Source organism: Halomonas salsilacus (assembly GCF_051216275.1).
Lineage (GTDB): Bacteria > Pseudomonadota > Gammaproteobacteria > Pseudomonadales > Halomonadaceae > Halomonas.
The window spans coordinates 219,841-233,749 of the sequence record NZ_JBPKAQ010000003.1; the positions used below are offsets into that span (position 1 = coordinate 219,841).

A 13,909-nucleotide genomic window follows, 5' to 3' on the forward strand; every position below is an offset into this window, starting at 1 on the left:
GCGCTTGCGCCCCTACCTCTCTCCACAGCCCACCTCGCTTATCGAAGGGATTCTTCAGGATCGATTCTCTTCCCCTGCGGCAGGCATGGCAATTACCCCGCAGTGTCCCACATGTTGACTTGACCACCGGGCGTGGTAGAAGGACGGTCTGAATCTCATTCTCTTCCGGATCTCCCCATGACCTCGCTGAACCGCTCTGCCTCCCTCGCCGGCGCCACTCTGGCCCTGCTGCTGCACGCAGGCGCAGTACAGGCAGATACCCCACAAGCGGGAGAAGCGAGCTTCAAAGAGAGCGCCGCGGACCGCGCCGCCCTGCAGGCCCGCATTCAGGCGCTCAACGAGGAACTCGAGTCGCTGCAGAGCGAGCTCCAGGCGCTGCCCGAAGGGGAAGACACCCAGGCTGAAATGATCCCGGTGGAAGAGGTCGCGGCCCTGGAGGCCGTTGAACGGCGCCAGCTCGAGCTCGAGTCCCGCCGCAACCCCTATGCCATCACCACCTACCGGCGCAACTACCTCTTCCCGGCGAGCTACACCACCAGCCCCAACCGAGAGGCCTTCCGCGAGATTTCCGACATCAACGGGCCTAACGATCTGGAGATCAAGTTCCAGTTCAGCGCCAAGGTCAACCTGATCGAGGGACTGTTCGGCGACACCGGCGATCTCTACTTCGCCTATACCCAGCGCAGCTGGTGGCAGGCCTACAACACCGACTCCTCCTCGCCCTTCCGCGAGACCAACTACGAGCCGGAAATCTTCATGAACTTCGACAACGCCTGGCGGACCCTGGGCTGGACCAACGTGCGCAACCGCCTGGCGCTGAACCATACCTCCAATGGTCGCTCCGACCCGCTCTCGCGCAGCTGGAACCGGGTCTATCTGGAGAGCATCTTCCAGCGCGGCGACTGGGCCTTCAGCCTGGCCCCCCACTGGCGCATCCCGGAATCCGAGAGCGAGGACGACAACCCCGACATCGAACGCTACATGGGCTATGGCGACGTCACCGTCGCCCGGCGCTACGGCGACAGTGAGCTCAGCCTGCTGTGGCGGGGCAACCCCAGTGCGGGCAACATGGGCACCCAGGTCGACTACTCCTGGCCGCTGTTCAACGGCAACATTCGCGGCCATGTGCAGTACTACTACGGCCACGGCGAGAGCATGATCGACTACGACCACCGCAATCACCGCCTGAGCCTGGGCTTCAGCATCAACCCGTTGTTCAGCGGCGGCAGCATGACGCGCTGACCCTGACTCGAATCAAGTTCATCTCTGCCAACCTGTCATGGCCGTGGCAAGAGCTGCACCGGCTGCTATGCTGAGCCTGTCATTCACCGTCAGAGGAAGACCCGATGGCAAAACGTGCCCACCATACCGAAGATTCCACCCAGCAGCTCAAGGAAGACCTGCACCATCTCACCCAGACCATCGAGGAGCTGGTCAGCGCCACAGCAGATGACTCCCGAAGCAACATCAAGGAGCTGCGCAACCGCGCCGAGAAACGCCTCAAGGAGACCCGCGACCGCCTCGAGGACCGCGGCGAGCGGTTCTACGGCGAGGCCCGCGATTCGGTTGAGCAACAGGTCGATGCCGTCGACCGCTACGTCCACGACAACACCTGGACCAGCATCGGCATCGGCGCCGCCCTGGGCGTGGTCGTCGGCATGCTGATCGGGCGTCGCTGATGCCGGAAAGCCAGGGACCGGCGCAGCGCCTGTTCACCGCCGCCCGGCGCCTGCTGGGCAGCCTGTTGGCCACCGGCGAGACGCGTCTGCGTCTCGCCGTTCTCGAGCTCGAGGAGGAGAGGGTCAGGCTGGTAGGCCTGCTGCTGATCGTGGGGCTCAGCCTGATACTGCTGATGCTCGGCATCGGAGTGCTGACGACCCTGGTGATCGTCGCCTTCTGGGACAGCTATCGGCTCACCGCCATCGCCGTCAGCGCCGGGATACTGCTGGGCGGCGGCCTGCTGCTCGCGCTTCGGGCGTTGCAGCTGGCCAAGCGGCGCACCCTGCTGGCCAGCACCCTGAAGCACCTGGCCACCGATCGCGATCTGGTGGAGCGCGATCGCCGGGAGGTACGCCATGAGCGCTGATGCCAGAGCCAGGCTGCCGGCACGCCGCGAAGCCCCCGAACCCTCCCGCGCCGAACGCAAGGGAAGGCTGGAAGCCAGGATCGAACAGCAGCGCATCGATATTCTGGTGGAAGCGAGCCGCTACCGTGAGGCGAGTCGCCCCATCGACGAGGGATGGCAGATGATGATGCGCTTCAAGGCGCCGCTCTATGCCCTGGGCGGGGTACTGCTCATGAAGAGCGCCCGCCACCCGAATTCCCTGCTGCGCGTGGCCAAGCGGCTGACCGCTGGCGTCCTGCTGCTGCGCCGCGCCCGGCGCCTGCTGCGCTGACCCTCTACCCAACCTTTCCCAGCGCCGCCTCCGGCAGGGGCGGCACCGCCGCCAGCCATTCGGGGGCTTCCCCATCCTCGGGCTCGACCAGCAGCACCGTCAGGGTCTGACCGCGGGACGCCCAGTGGTCGCAGGCATCGCCCATCAGCTCCAGGAAGGTGGCCATGGCCGCGCCATCGACCGGGGCGGCGGGTACCAAGATCACCCGCACCCTACCCGCCTGCCAGCCGAGTTCCGTCAGGCAGTCCCAGGCCGCGTCCCAGTTGCGGCCGAAATAGGCGGGAAAGGTCAGGCTCTCCGCCAGGGCATCCAGCAGCGCCTCGCGGTTCCAGCGAGGCGGCACGGGCAAGCGGTGCCAGCCCAGGCCCTCGGCGTCCCCGAGGCCCCGGGCCATCGAGGCCGCCAGACGATAGAGGCCGCCATGGGCGGGGTCGGCCAGGAAGCGCGCCAGGGCCTGGCTGGAAGAAGGCGAGGTCATCGGTGATCCTCCAGCACCCGGAAGGAGGCGTAGTGATCATCGGTAAAGTAGAAGATCTCCGGGGGGTCGCCGCCGGTGACGATGCGCCGCGCGCCGCGATGGGACAGCCCCGGCGTCTCGACGGTGTACTCGCGATAGTAGCCGCGCGGGCGCTGGGGCAGCAGCCGCTCGCGATTGTGGAAGGTCGTGCCGTCCTGGGAGTGGGGAAAGGGTCCGCCCCGCTCGATCAGCCGCAGGGTCTCGTCGATCTGGGCCTGGCCCGACAGGCGCTGCTCGACGGGGGCGGGCTCGCGGGAGTCGAACCAGGACCCCGGCCCCTCGAGGAAAGAGAGGCCGGCCAGGGCCAACAGGGCGATCAGCAGTAGCTTCTTCATGGTTCGCTCGGCGCTAACGGTCAGGGACCGACCATCATGCCGCGAGACGTCGTCGCCCACCAGCCGCGGGTGACGCTGAGCGCCGGAGCGCGCTATGGTGCGGCAAAAGCGCTACGCCATCCCGCCGGTCATATCGACGAAAGACCCATCGACGAAAGACCCATCAACAAAAGACCCACCGACGAAAGGACCCCCCCATGTCTCTCGCCATTACCCTGCACGTGCTCGCCTCTGTCCTCTGGGTGGGCGGCATGTTCTTCGCCTGGATGATCCTGCGGCCGGTGGCCGCTGGGCTGCTGGAGCCGCCGGCCCGCCTGACCCTGTGGCGCGGCGTCTTCGCCCGCTTCTTCCCCTGGGTGTGGGGGTCCGTGGCGGTGCTGCTGGTCACCGGGCTATGGATGCTGTTCGCGGTGTTCGGCGGCATGGCCGGCGCACGCTGGCACATCCACCTGATGCTGCTGCTGGGCCTGGCGATGATGGCAATCTACCTGCACGTCTGGTTCGCCCCCTATCGCCGGCTGTGTCGCGCCGTGGATGCCGCCGACTGGCCAGAGGGCGGACGCCAGCTCGGCCAGATCCGCCGGATGATCGGCCTGAACCTGATCCTGGGTCTGCTCACCGTGGCCATCGCCGCAGGCGGGCGCTATATCTGAAGGGCCACCTCGTGGTCCCTGTGGTGCGCGTGGCCGCAGGGCACCCAGCGCATCCAGCGCGAGCCACAGGCCAGGCGCCTCTCGAGGAAGCGCCGGGTTCGCGCCTGGCCCTCGCTAGCGTCGCCGGTCCATACTGCCAGGGTGGCCAGAAAGAGCCCGGTCAGGGAGAGCTCCTCGATCTGGGCGCGCCGGGTGCCGTAAGGCGACGGCAGGCGGGCCGCCTCGCGCCACCACTGCACGGTACGCGACAGGTCGAAGACCATCGGCACCCAGGTGTGCAGGTGCGGCAGGTGGGCCTTGGTGCGCAGCATCGCCACCGTGACGCGGCGGTGGGCTCCCAAGGCGTCGAGCCAGGCCAGCAGGCAGTGCTCGAGGCGTTGCGCCTCGGGCCAGTGATCGAAGCCGTCGGGCTTGTCGGCGAGCAGCGCCTCCAGGCCGCGCTGGAACCAGGCATTGGCCACCGCGTCGAGGTCGCGAAACTCCGCCAGCACCGCGGCCATCGGCACCTCCAGTTGGGTGGCCACCTCGGTGAGGCGCACCGCCTCCCAGCCTTGCGATTCGGCCTGACGCAGGGCCTCGTCGAGCACGCGGTCGCGCAGCGACGTCGCATCGGCGCCGGGGTCGTGGTGAACAGCGATCAGGGTCATGGGGCACCTCCAGGGAATCCGAGCCACGCGGCACAAGTTCCGTCTCTGCCAGGAGAATAGTCGTTACGGCGCGAGCTGGCCGACTGTCAGAAAACTGTCATCTCAAGCACGTCTGAAGCTGCTAGTGTATTTAGCCGTTCCTCCTGGCCGGCGAGCCGCAGGCAGCGGGAATGAACCGGTAAGGCAAGAACGGGGAAGGGAGGCACGCCATGCGCATGCTGGCGCTCTACAGCATCAAGGGCGGGGTCGGCAAGACCGCCTCGGCGGTGAACCTGGCTGCCGAGGCCGCCGCCGCCGGCTGGCGAGTACTGCTCTGGGACCTCGATCCCCAGGCCGCCACCACCTTCTACCTGCGCGCCAAGCCCAAGGTGCGCGGCGGCGTGGCCCGGCTGGTGAAGGGCGATGCCGCCTTCGACAAGGTGATCCGCGCCACCGAAATCGAGCGCCTCGACGTGCTCCCCGCCGCGCTGGCCTCCCGCGAGTTGGACCATCTGCTCGCCGCCCGGCGCGACAATCAGTTGCGCCGCATCCTCAAACCAGTCCGCGACGACTATGACCTGGTCATCCTGGACTGCCCGCCCAGCCTCTCGACCCTCTCCGAGAGCGTGTTCGCCAGCGTCGACGCCCTGCTGGTGCCCGTCGTGCCCACGGTGCTCTCGGTGCGCACCCTGGAGCAGCTGCGCGACTTCCTCGACGAGCGCGACATCCCCTGCCAGGTGTGGCCCTTCGTGACCCTCGCCGATCGCCGGCGCACCCTGCACCGCGAGACCATCGCCTCCCTGCCGGAACGCTGGCCACTGCGGCTCTCCACATCCATTCCCAGCGCCAGCGTGGTGGAGCGAATGGGCCTGGAGTGCGCCCCGCTGCGCCAGTTTGCCCCCGCCACCCCCGCGGCCCGGGCTTACCGGGCGCTGTGGGAAGAGATCGCCCAGCGCCTGACTTAGCGTCTGGTATAACCCCACGAATTGCACCCGACGCCGGTCTCAAAGCGCACTGCCGCAGGCCACCCCGCTGGCCCAGGCCCACTGGAAGTTATGTCCGCCCAGTTCGCCGGTGACGTCGAGCACCTCGCCGATGAAGCGCAGCTGGGGCAGCCCCTCCACCGCGAAGGTCTTCGACGACACCACCCGGGTGTCCACCCCGCCCAGGGTCACTTCGGCGGTGCGCCACCCCTCGGTGCCGGCGGGCTTGATCCGCCAGTCGCCGAGATGCGCCGCCCAGGCGGCTAGCTGCGCATTGCTCCGCTCGGCCAGCACGCCGTCGCCACCATGCCACTCGACCAGCGCCTGGGCCAGACGCCTGGGCAACCGCTCGCCCAGCCAGCTTGCGAGCTGGCGCCTGGGCGTCTCCCGGCGGGCGGCGCACAGCGCCTCGAAGGCGTCCACGCCCGGCAGGAGGTCGATGGCCAACTCGACGCCGGGCTCCCAGAAGCTCGAGATCTGCAGCATCGCCGGCCCCGAGAGGCCGCGGTGGGTGAAGAGCAGGGGCTCGCGGTAATGGCCGTGGGACTTGCCGCCGCGCAGCGCGCGCACGCCCACCTCGCAGGCGACCCCGGCCAGGGCCTCGGCCCGCGCCTTCCACTGCGACGTCAGAGTGAACGGCACCAGCGCCGGACGGGTCGCGGTCACAGCGAGCCCGAACTGGCGGGCGAGATCGAAACCGAAGCCGGTGGCGCCCATGCTGGGAATGGAGAGCCCGCCGGTGGCCACCACCAGGGCCCCGCAGTTGATGGTGCCGGACGAGGTCACCACCCGCATGCCCTCGCCGTGGCGTTCGATGCGCTCCACGGCGGTCTTGAGGCGCAGCTCCACGCCGGCCCACTCGCACTCGGTCAGCAACACCCGCACGATCTCCTTGGCGGAATCAGCGCAGAACAGCTGGCCCGGGGCCTTCTCCACATACTCGACCCCGTGGCGCTCCACCAGCTCGACGAAGTGCTCCGGGCGGTAGCGCTTCAGTGCCGAGATGCAGAAGCGCGGATTATCCGAGAAGAAATTGTCCGACGTAGAGGCCAGGTGGGTGAAGTTGCAGCGCCCCCCGCCGGACATCAGGATCTTGCGGCCGGCCCGGTTGGCATGGTCGATCACCAGCACCCGCCGCCCGGCATAGCCCGCTGTCAGCGCGCACATCAGCCCGGCGGCGCCCGCGCCGATAATCACCGTGTCAAAGGTCATGGGCACTCCTGGCCGCATCTCGAAGGGAGCGCATTCTAGCAGGCCAGCGGCTTACTGTTGATGAACGCCTCGTTGACAGGCTGGTCGCAAGCAAGAGGTACACAGCGCTGTAACCAATGTACAATCCTTGTACACTAATAAAGCCCATCGCTTGATTGTGAATTCTTGTCACAGTGTTGACGGGTATTATGACTAGCCTGTTAAGCAGTCGGCCCAGGGCAGGTCGCCCGCCGATGCTGAGCCATCCTCTTCTGGCCATCCAACCAAGAGCTCCCATGACCGCCTCATCGCCGTTCATCCGCCGTGTGACCTCCCGGGCGCTGCCCGCCCTGCTGGCGTTGATCCTCGCCCTGCCTGTCGCCTCGACCACCGCCGCCGCTCAGCAAACGACGCCGGTGATCGGCGCCCGAGCCAGCCTGGAGTCCTGGTCCGACCCGCTGGAGGCGCTGGGCACATTGCGCGCCGATGAGAGCGTGACGCTTTCCGCCACCGTCACCGATACCGTCGCCGAGGTGAACTTCCGCGATGGCCAGGTCGTGGAGGCCGGCCAGCTGCTGGTGCGCCTGCAGGATGACGAACAGCAGGCCCAGCTGCGCGCCGCCCAGGCCCAGCGCGACGAGCGCCGCGCCACGGTGAACCGCCTGGCCCAGTTGCAGACTCGCAACCTGGCCCCGCGGGCCGACGTAGAGGACGCCCAGGCACGGCTGCGCCAGGTGGAGGCGGAGATACAGGGGCTCGAGGCGCGGCTGCGCAACTACCGGGTACGCGCCCCCTTCGACGGCGTGGTGGGCTTTCGCAACATCAGCCTGGGCAGCCTGGTCACCCCCGGCACGGCGCTGGTCACCCTAGACAAGGTCGACGTGATGAAGCTCGACTTCAGCGTGCCGGAGGTGTTTCTGGCGATTCTGGCGCCTGGCCTGCCCCTGGCGGCACGCAGCGTGGCCTTCCCCGACGAGCGCTTCGACGGGCACGTGGAGAACGTCGGCAGTCGGGTGGACCCGGTCAGCCGCAACGTCACGGTGCGCGCCGAACTGGCCAACACCGAACTGCGCCTGCGCCCCGGCATGCTGATGGAGGTCATCGTCCAGCGCAGTCCGCGCCAGGCCGTGGTTGTGCCGGAGGCCGTGTTGATCCCCAGCGGTGACCGCCAGTTCGTGCTGGTGATCGACGAGGAGGACGACAACCGCGTGGAACGCCGCGAGGTCAGGGTCGGCGAGCGACGCACCGGCCAGGCGGAGATCATCGAGGGGCTCGCAGGCGGTGAACTGCTGGTGGCCCATGGCGTGCAACGTGTCCAGGCGGGGGATCGCGTGGCCCTGCTCGGCATCGCCGACGAAACCACCTCGGTGCGCGAGATCCTCGAGGCCGGACGCGAGGAGCGTGGCTGATGCGCCTCTCCGATCTTTCCGTACAGCGGCCGGTGCTGGCCACCGTGCTGGCGCTGCTGATCGTCGCCTTCGGCCTGCTGGCCATGCAGCGCCTGCCGCTGCAGGAGTATCCCTCCATCGACCCGCCGGTGGTCAGCATCGACACCCGCTATTCCGGGGCCTCGGCCAGCGTGGTAGAGACTCGCATCACCCAGACGCTGGAGGATCGCATCGCCGGGGTCGAGGGCATCGAGCTGATCACCTCCTCAAGCGAAGACGGCCGCTCGCGGATCAACATCGAATTCCGCCTCGACATGGACATCGATGCCGCCGCCAACGACGTCCGCGACCGCATCTCCGGGGCCCTGCGCAACCTCCCCGACGAGGCGGACCCGCCCGAGGTACAGAAGGCCGACTCCAGCGAGGAGGTGGTGGTGTGGCTCGCGCTCTCCGGCGATGGCTACAGCATTCCCGAACTGACCGACTATGCCGACCGCTACCTTGTCGACGGCTTCTCGGTGCAGCCCGGGGTGGCGCGGGTACGCATCGGCGGCGGCAACGAGTACGCCATGCGGGTGTGGCTCGACCGCAATGCCCTGGCCGCACGCAACCTGACGGTGAGCGATGTGGAGAGCGCCCTTCGCGCCGAGAACGTCGAACTGCCCGCCGGTTCCATCGAATCTCGCGAGCGGCAGTTCATCGTGCGCCTGCCGCGCAGCTTCAACCAGCCCGATGACTTCGAGCGCCTGGCACTGCCCCAGGGCGAGGATGGCTACCTGGTGCGCCTGGGCGACGTGGCTCGGGTGGAGATCGGCTCGGTGGAAGACCGCTCGGTGTTTCGCGCCAACGGTGTGCCCATGGTCGGCCTGGGCATTCTCAAACAGTCCACTGCCAACGTGCTGGAGGTCTCCCGCGGCATCCAGGCGGAGCTGGACCGGGTCCAAGGCAGCCTGCCCGAGGGCATGACGCTCTCCCTCAACTACGATGCCTCGGTGTTCGTGGCCGGTGCCATCCAGCAGGTGGTGCTGACCCTGTTCATCGCCATGGGGCTGGTGGTCGTGGTGATCTTCATGTTCCTGGGAAACGTGCGCACCACCCTGATTCCCGCGGTAACGGTGCCGGTGGCCATCATCGGGTCCTTCATGGCCCTGGCGCTGATGGGATTCTCCATCAACCTGCTAACCCTGCTGGCCCTGGTGCTGGCCATCGGCCTGATTGTCGACGACGCCATCGTGGTGCTGGAGAACATCCACCGGCGGATGCACGACTACGGCGAGACGCCCCTGGTCGCGGCCTTCAAGGGCACCCGCCAGATCGCCTTCGCGGTCATCGCCACTACCCTGGTGCTGATTGCGGTGTTCGTGCCGCTGGCCTTCCTGCAGGGCAACGTGGGCCGGTTGTTCTCTGAGTTCGCCCTGACCATGGCCGCCGCAGTGGCTATCTCCAGCGTACTGGCGCTGTCGCTGACGCCGATGATGGCCTCCAAGATCCTCAAGCCGAGCATGAACGACAGCCGCATCGCCCGGGTCGTGCAGTGGGTGCTGGAGCTCTCCCAGCGCCTCTATCGCACCCTGCTGGGCTGGGTACTCCAGGCGCGTCTGTCGGTGCTGGCGGTGTTCGTGGCGCTGATCGCCGCCACCGTGTGGCTGGCCAGTCTGCTGCCCAGCGAGTACACCCCCCAGGAGGACCGCGGCAGCTTCATCATCCTGGTCAACGGCCCCGAGGGCGCCACCTTCGACTACATCATGGACTACATGAACGAGATCGAAGCGCGCCTGGACCCCCTGGTAGCGAACGGCGACATGGAGCGCGTGTTGATACGCGCCCCGCGAGGCTTCGGCAACATCGAGAACTTCAACAACGGCTTCGGCATCATCGGCCTGGCCGACTGGGGTGAGCGGCGTGACGCCTGGACGATCATGGACGACGTGCGCCGCGAACTCGCCGGGCTGCCCGGGGTGCAGGCCTTCCCGGTAATGCGCCAGGGCTTCGGACAGCGCATCAGCAAGCCGGTGGAGTTCGTGCTGGGTGGCGGCACCTACGAGGAGCTGGTCGAGTGGCGCGACACCCTGATGGATCATATCCGTGAGGACAACCCGCGGCTGATCGGCCTGGACAGCGACTACCGCGAGACCCAGCCCCAGCTGCGGGTCGACATCGACTACGAGCGCGCCGCCTCGCTGGGCGTGACTGTCACCGAGATCGGCCGCACCCTGGAGGTGTTGCTGGGCGGGCGCAACGTCACCCGCTATATCGACAACGGCCAGGAGTACGACGTCATCGTTGAGGGCGATCGCGGCAGCCAGGCGAGCCCGCGCGCGCTGGACAACATCCAGGTGCGCTCATCGCGCACCGGCGAGCTGATCCCGCTGGCCAGCCTGGTCTCCTTCACCGACTTCGCCGGCGCCAGCACCCTCAACCGTTTCAACCGTATCCGCTCGATCACCCTCGAAGCCAACCTGGCCGACGGCTACTCGCTGGGCGAGGCGTTGGAATATCTGGAGGCGGCCGCCGCCGAGGTGCTGCCGCCCCAGGTCCAGACCGACGTTAGCGGCGCCTCCCGTGACTTCCAGCAGGCCAGCGGCGCCACCGCCTTCCTGCTGATCCTCGGCGCCCTGGTGGTGTTCCTGGTGCTGGCCGCCCAGTTCGAGAGTTTCATCCATCCCTTCGTGATCATGCTCACCGTGCCCCTGGCCATGAGCGGCGCCATGCTGGGGCTGTTCGTCACCGGCCAGTCGCTGAACATCTACAGTCAGGTGGGGCTGGTGATGCTGATCGGCCTGGCGGCCAAGAACGGCATCCTGATCGTGGAGTTCGCCAATCAGCTGCGCGACGAGGGCCTGGCCTTCCGCGACGCCCTGGTGGACGCCTCGGTGACCCGCCTGAGGCCGATCCTGATGACCGCGGTCACCACCATGGCCGGCTCCATCCCGTTGATCGTCTCCACCGGTGCCGGCGCCGAGTCGCGCATGGTGATCGGCACCGTGATCCTTTCCGGTGTCGCCGCCGCCACCCTCTTCACCCTCTTCGTGGTGCCGGTGGCCTACGACCTGCTGGCCCGCCACACCGGCTCACCCGGCGAGGTCAAGCGCCGCCTGGAGGAGGAGATGGAGGCCAGCGAGGCCCGCCACTAAGGCAAGACCCGGTCCTGCGTCCTGAAAGCCCCGACTCGGCCCTCGCGTCGGGGGCCAGTCCAACGGCCAGACGGCAACAGGGCCACCCCATGGGGTGGCCCTGTCTACTTGGTGCCGAGGGTGGCTCAGCAGTCGCCGAGGCGCGCGCCCTCGACCACGGTGTTCATCTGCATCTCGCCCATGGATGACTGGACCGTCACGTTGACGTCGCCATCGACGCGCTCGCCGAGGAAGTCCATGCGGCCGTCGATGTTGGCCTCGCCTTCATCGGCGTGGCACACCATGCGGTAGTCGATGCCATCCGAGGAGACATTGTGCTCGAGAAGCTCACAGCCCTCCTCCACCTCGAGGAACTGAAAGTCGGAATCCGCCAGATCACCCTGGGCGATGCACTCCTGGTGGGTGTCGGACTGGTCGGGAATCGGGACCTCGCCGGTCACCGAGGTGGTGCTGGTGAACTCCCAGAGCCCCGGCACGATATTGGGGGTATCGGCCACGGCGGTCAGCGGCAGGGCCAGCGCGGCGGCGACGAACAGGGAACGTAACGACATGGGGTGTCTCCGAACGGTGAATGGCATGCCTCTCCTTCGGCATCCGCTCAGCTTACCGTCAATCCTCACTGCTGCCCAATGCCGGCTGACGTATCGCGGGAATTGACACCCGCTGCCCCGGCTGGCTATTCATCGAAGCGCCGATTTGAATTCCCAGCTTGCGGGCGCTCTACAAATTCAGCTTAAGAAACGCCAGAGGCCCGCTTCAGCTCATGCAAAGCGGGATTCGATTTTTTCGGCCGTCAGGCCACCCGTCACTGGCTGTTCGCCGATACGGATTATGTACGCGCCCCGGCATGCCGATCTTCTCCATGGCCTTCACCGAGCACTTCCGACGGCTGCCTTTTCCCATCGACTTCTGGCGACTGCCCTGGGAGGAGCGCCTGGCCACGGCCTGCCAGAAGGCCCGCGACCATAGGCAGCAGAGCGGCGGCAAGCTGGTCACCTGGGGCGAGATCAAGCGCTACCACTACTGCCATGCGGACAAGCGCAGCCTCGTCATCTCGACGATGGGCGAGGTCATCGGCGAACAGGAGGACTTCGACCCGCCCCGCGCCACCTTCGGCCTAGCCGGCAGCGACGAGAACCTGCCCGACCGGTTCGTCGAGGATGAGGAGTAAGGCGTAAGTGGGCAGCGGCTTCTTCTCCAAGCCGCTCTGCCTTCCTCTTGGAGTCCGGCCTGCTGGCCTGATCTTGCTGGGCGGAACTTGCCAGGCTGGCCTGAACTGACTGGCCAGGGTTCACTCACCAGGTGTCACTGATCGGATGTCACCGCCCTGGCACGGCAGGAGCCGCCTGGGCGCCCCTGCGCCGCGCCTGCTTGCGCTCGTACATCGCCGCATCGCAGAGCTGCAGGATGGCGTCCCTGTCGTGCTGGTCCGGCGAGGTGGCGATGACCCACGCTGGCCCCCGTAGCAGGCCACCAGGTCATCGGCTCGGCAACCCGCCACCAGGCGCGGGGCCATTTCGATCAGGAAGCGATCGCCGGCGTCGTGCCCAAAGCGATCGTTGATGGCCTTGAAGCCATCCAGGTCGATGAAGGCCACGTGCAGCTGCTGCCCATCGGCCGCGGCCTGCACCTGGCCGACCTCATCGATCACCGTGAAGCAGGTCGAGTGCAGCCCGGTGATGTCTTCCAGCAGGCGCAGCGCGGGCGGATCACCGCTTCCAGCCGCGTGCTCACCACCGGGGCGTCTTCCAGGCGCGACAGCATGGCCGCGACTCGCTGGGCATGGCGCGTCATGAGGAGTCCTCCGGTTATCGGGCAAGGGAATACAGGCAACGGAACAACAGCCGAAGGCAGGGTCTCACTCCCGCATCGCGCGCCGCAGTTCGCGCAGTCGCGGCCCCAGGTCTTGCGCCAGGGCGGCGACCGCCGGCCTGGCGTAGAAGAAGCCCTGCTGGCGGGTAATGCCGACATGCGCCAGCCAGAGCGCCTCTTCCCGGGTTTCCACCCCTTCGGCAATCACCTCGAGTCCCAACTCCCTGGCCAGGCCATGCACCGCCCGCAGCAGCGCCTGACGGCGCCTGTCCTGGTCACAGCCCATCACCAGCTGACGATCGATCTTGAGCTTGTCCGGCTCGAGCTCGGTCAGCAGGTCCAGGTTGGCGTAGCCATTGCCAAAATCATCCAGCGCCGTGGTAAAGCCCATCATGCGGTAACTGTCGATGATCCGCTTGAGATGGCCCTGGTCGGTTACCCTCTCGGTCTCGGTGAACTCGAAGACGAGCCGGTCGGTGGGCCAGCCCACCCGCCGGGAGACGTCCAGGGTCGCCTGGATGCAGGCCTCGGGCTCATAGACGGCATTGGGCAGGAAGTTGATGGAGAGGCGCTCCTGCATGTCCAGTGCACTGGCCATCTCGATCGCCCGGACCCGGCAGGCCTGGTCAAAACGATAGAGTAGCTCGCCGGTGACCTGGGAGAGCACGCTCCAGGCGGATTCGCCGTTCGGCCCCCGCACCAGGGCCTCATAGGTGGTGATCCGGGCGGACGCCAGGTCAATGATAGGCTGAAAGGCCATGGTGAACTCGAAGGGCAAGTCGCCCTCACAGCGACCGCAGTGGCCATCCACCCGCGCACAGTGCTTCATCTTTCCCCCGCTAGTCTCTTGTCCCTCGGCACCTGTTGTCTTATC

The 13,909-nt window shown here is 67.3% G+C and carries 17 protein-coding genes; 9 read left to right on the top strand and 8 right to left on the bottom strand.

Annotated elements, in window-relative coordinates:
- The first annotated feature begins 177 nt into the window (after positions 1 to 177).
- From ACR80S_RS06525 to ACR80S_RS06540, 4 genes are all read left to right on the top strand, one after another.
- Positions 178 to 1,242, top strand: coding sequence for a phospholipase A (locus ACR80S_RS06525; protein ID WP_435401450.1), 1,065 nt, complete (start codon positions 178 to 180; stop codon positions 1,240 to 1,242).
- Positions 1,243 to 1,346: 104 nt separating this feature from the next.
- A complete protein-coding gene (locus ACR80S_RS06530) occupies positions 1,347 to 1,679 on the top strand; it encodes an ElaB/YgaM/YqjD family protein (protein ID WP_435401449.1) in 333 nt (110 codons plus the stop codon).
- Positions 1,679 to 2,086 carry a phage holin family protein gene (locus ACR80S_RS06535; RefSeq protein WP_435401448.1) on the top strand — a complete coding sequence of 136 codons (408 nt, stop codon included), beginning with the start codon at positions 1,679 to 1,681 and terminating at the stop codon, positions 2,084 to 2,086. The genes ACR80S_RS06530 and ACR80S_RS06535 overlap by 1 nt, the downstream gene beginning before the upstream one ends.
- Entirely contained in the window at positions 2,076 to 2,396 is a 321-nt protein-coding gene (locus ACR80S_RS06540) for a YqjK-like family protein (RefSeq protein ID WP_435401447.1), read from the top strand. The genes ACR80S_RS06535 and ACR80S_RS06540 overlap by 11 nt, the downstream gene beginning before the upstream one ends.
- A gap of 4 nt (positions 2,397 to 2,400) precedes the next feature.
- Here ACR80S_RS06540 and ACR80S_RS06545 read toward each other — a convergent pair whose 3' ends face one another.
- Both ACR80S_RS06545 and ACR80S_RS06550 read right to left on the bottom strand, forming a co-directional pair.
- Positions 2,401 to 2,874, bottom strand: coding sequence for a barstar family protein (locus tag ACR80S_RS06545; protein ID WP_435401446.1), 474 nt, complete (start codon positions 2,872 to 2,874; stop codon positions 2,401 to 2,403).
- Positions 2,871 to 3,248, bottom strand: a complete 378-nt coding sequence (locus tag ACR80S_RS06550) for a guanyl-specific ribonuclease (protein ID WP_435401445.1) — start codon at positions 3,246 to 3,248, stop codon at positions 2,871 to 2,873. The genes ACR80S_RS06545 and ACR80S_RS06550 overlap by 4 nt, the downstream gene beginning before the upstream one ends.
- Before the next feature lie 197 nt (positions 3,249 to 3,445).
- Between ACR80S_RS06550 and ACR80S_RS06555 the strand changes: the two genes are divergently transcribed.
- Positions 3,446 to 3,901, top strand: coding sequence for a CopD family protein (locus ACR80S_RS06555; RefSeq protein WP_435401444.1), 456 nt, complete (start codon positions 3,446 to 3,448; stop codon positions 3,899 to 3,901).
- Here the strand turns inward: ACR80S_RS06555 and ACR80S_RS06560 are convergent.
- Positions 3,892 to 4,548: a hypothetical protein gene (locus ACR80S_RS06560; protein WP_435401443.1), complete on the bottom strand. Its 657-nt coding sequence runs from the start codon at positions 4,546 to 4,548 to the stop codon at positions 3,892 to 3,894. The genes ACR80S_RS06555 and ACR80S_RS06560 overlap by 10 nt on opposite strands.
- A 209-nt stretch (positions 4,549 to 4,757) precedes the next feature.
- On the opposite strand from ACR80S_RS06560, the gene ACR80S_RS06565 reads away from it, so the two are divergent.
- Positions 4,758 to 5,492 carry a ParA family protein gene (locus tag ACR80S_RS06565; RefSeq protein WP_435401442.1) on the top strand — a complete coding sequence of 245 codons (735 nt, stop codon included), beginning with the start codon at positions 4,758 to 4,760 and terminating at the stop codon, positions 5,490 to 5,492.
- A 39-nt stretch (positions 5,493 to 5,531) separates the two neighbouring features.
- Here the strand turns inward: ACR80S_RS06565 and ACR80S_RS06570 are convergent, their stop codons facing one another.
- Positions 5,532 to 6,722 carry a BaiN/RdsA family NAD(P)/FAD-dependent oxidoreductase gene (locus ACR80S_RS06570; RefSeq protein WP_435402864.1) on the bottom strand — a complete coding sequence of 397 codons (1,191 nt, stop codon included), beginning with the start codon at positions 6,720 to 6,722 and terminating at the stop codon, positions 5,532 to 5,534.
- 275 nt (positions 6,723 to 6,997) lie between these two features.
- Here ACR80S_RS06570 and ACR80S_RS06575 point away from each other — a divergent pair, with 275 nt between their 5' ends.
- Together ACR80S_RS06575 and ACR80S_RS06580 are read left to right on the top strand one after the other, a co-directional pair.
- Positions 6,998 to 8,110 (top strand): efflux RND transporter periplasmic adaptor subunit, encoded by a 1,113-nt coding sequence (locus ACR80S_RS06575; protein ID WP_435401440.1) that lies wholly within the window; start codon positions 6,998 to 7,000, stop codon positions 8,108 to 8,110.
- Positions 8,110 to 11,223 (top strand): efflux RND transporter permease subunit, encoded by a 3,114-nt coding sequence (locus ACR80S_RS06580; RefSeq protein WP_435402865.1) that lies wholly within the window; start codon positions 8,110 to 8,112, stop codon positions 11,221 to 11,223. Before ACR80S_RS06575 ends, ACR80S_RS06580 begins: the two co-directional genes overlap by 1 nt.
- Before the next feature lie 125 nt (positions 11,224 to 11,348).
- On the opposite strand, the gene ACR80S_RS06585 is transcribed toward ACR80S_RS06580, so the two are convergent.
- Positions 11,349 to 11,774 (bottom strand): DUF3617 domain-containing protein, encoded by a 426-nt coding sequence (locus tag ACR80S_RS06585; protein WP_435401438.1) that lies wholly within the window; start codon positions 11,772 to 11,774, stop codon positions 11,349 to 11,351.
- A gap of 296 nt (positions 11,775 to 12,070) precedes the next feature.
- On the opposite strand from ACR80S_RS06585, the gene ACR80S_RS06590 reads away from it, so the two are divergent.
- Entirely contained in the window at positions 12,071 to 12,394 is a 324-nt protein-coding gene (locus ACR80S_RS06590) for a hypothetical protein (protein WP_435402866.1), read from the top strand.
- A 120-nt stretch (positions 12,395 to 12,514) separates the two neighbouring features.
- Here the strand turns inward: ACR80S_RS06590 and ACR80S_RS06595 are convergent, their stop codons facing one another.
- The 3 genes from ACR80S_RS06595 to ACR80S_RS06605 form a co-directional block, all read right to left on the bottom strand.
- Positions 12,515 to 12,874 carry a GGDEF domain-containing protein gene (locus tag ACR80S_RS06595; RefSeq protein ID WP_435402867.1) on the bottom strand — a complete coding sequence of 120 codons (360 nt, stop codon included), beginning with the start codon at positions 12,872 to 12,874 and terminating at the stop codon, positions 12,515 to 12,517.
- On the bottom strand, positions 12,871 to 13,017 hold the full coding sequence (locus ACR80S_RS06600) for a hypothetical protein (RefSeq protein ID WP_435402868.1): 147 nt from the start codon (positions 13,015 to 13,017) through the stop codon (positions 12,871 to 12,873). Before ACR80S_RS06600 ends, ACR80S_RS06595 begins: the two co-directional genes overlap by 4 nt.
- A 64-nt stretch (positions 13,018 to 13,081) precedes the next feature.
- Complete coding sequence (locus ACR80S_RS06605; protein WP_435402869.1) at positions 13,082 to 13,864, bottom strand: EAL domain-containing protein; 783 nt, start codon at positions 13,862 to 13,864, stop codon at positions 13,082 to 13,084.
- Between the last annotated feature and the right edge of the window lie 45 nt (positions 13,865 to 13,909).

Excerpts from the sequence above, each read along its gene's own strand:
- ACR80S_RS06525 (WP_435401450.1), top strand. The coding sequence starts at position 178 with ATGACCTCGCTGAACCGCTCTGCCTCCCTCGCCGGCGCCACTCTGGCC.
- ACR80S_RS06530 (WP_435401449.1), top strand. The coding sequence starts at position 1,347 with ATGGCAAAACGTGCCCACCATACCGAAGATTCCACCCAGCAGCTCAAG.
- ACR80S_RS06535 (WP_435401448.1), top strand. The coding sequence starts at position 1,679 with ATGCCGGAAAGCCAGGGACCGGCGCAGCGCCTGTTCACCGCCGCCCGG.
- ACR80S_RS06540 (WP_435401447.1), top strand. The coding sequence starts at position 2,076 with ATGAGCGCTGATGCCAGAGCCAGGCTGCCGGCACGCCGCGAAGCCCCC.
- ACR80S_RS06545 (WP_435401446.1), bottom strand. The coding sequence starts at position 2,874 with ATGACCTCGCCTTCTTCCAGCCAGGCCCTGGCGCGCTTCCTGGCCGAC.
- ACR80S_RS06550 (WP_435401445.1), bottom strand. The coding sequence starts at position 3,248 with ATGAAGAAGCTACTGCTGATCGCCCTGTTGGCCCTGGCCGGCCTCTCT.
- ACR80S_RS06555 (WP_435401444.1), top strand. The coding sequence starts at position 3,446 with ATGTCTCTCGCCATTACCCTGCACGTGCTCGCCTCTGTCCTCTGGGTG.
- ACR80S_RS06560 (WP_435401443.1), bottom strand. The coding sequence starts at position 4,548 with ATGACCCTGATCGCTGTTCACCACGACCCCGGCGCCGATGCGACGTCG.
- ACR80S_RS06565 (WP_435401442.1), top strand. The coding sequence starts at position 4,758 with ATGCGCATGCTGGCGCTCTACAGCATCAAGGGCGGGGTCGGCAAGACC.
- ACR80S_RS06570 (WP_435402864.1), bottom strand. The coding sequence starts at position 6,722 with ATGACCTTTGACACGGTGATTATCGGCGCGGGCGCCGCCGGGCTGATG.
- ACR80S_RS06575 (WP_435401440.1), top strand. The coding sequence starts at position 6,998 with ATGACCGCCTCATCGCCGTTCATCCGCCGTGTGACCTCCCGGGCGCTG.
- ACR80S_RS06580 (WP_435402865.1), top strand. The coding sequence starts at position 8,110 with ATGCGCCTCTCCGATCTTTCCGTACAGCGGCCGGTGCTGGCCACCGTG.
- ACR80S_RS06585 (WP_435401438.1), bottom strand. The coding sequence starts at position 11,774 with ATGTCGTTACGTTCCCTGTTCGTCGCCGCCGCGCTGGCCCTGCCGCTG.
- ACR80S_RS06590 (WP_435402866.1), top strand. The coding sequence starts at position 12,071 with ATGCCGATCTTCTCCATGGCCTTCACCGAGCACTTCCGACGGCTGCCT.
- ACR80S_RS06600 (WP_435402868.1), bottom strand. The coding sequence starts at position 13,017 with ATGACGCGCCATGCCCAGCGAGTCGCGGCCATGCTGTCGCGCCTGGAA.
- ACR80S_RS06605 (WP_435402869.1), bottom strand. The coding sequence starts at position 13,864 with ATGAAGCACTGTGCGCGGGTGGATGGCCACTGCGGTCGCTGTGAGGGC.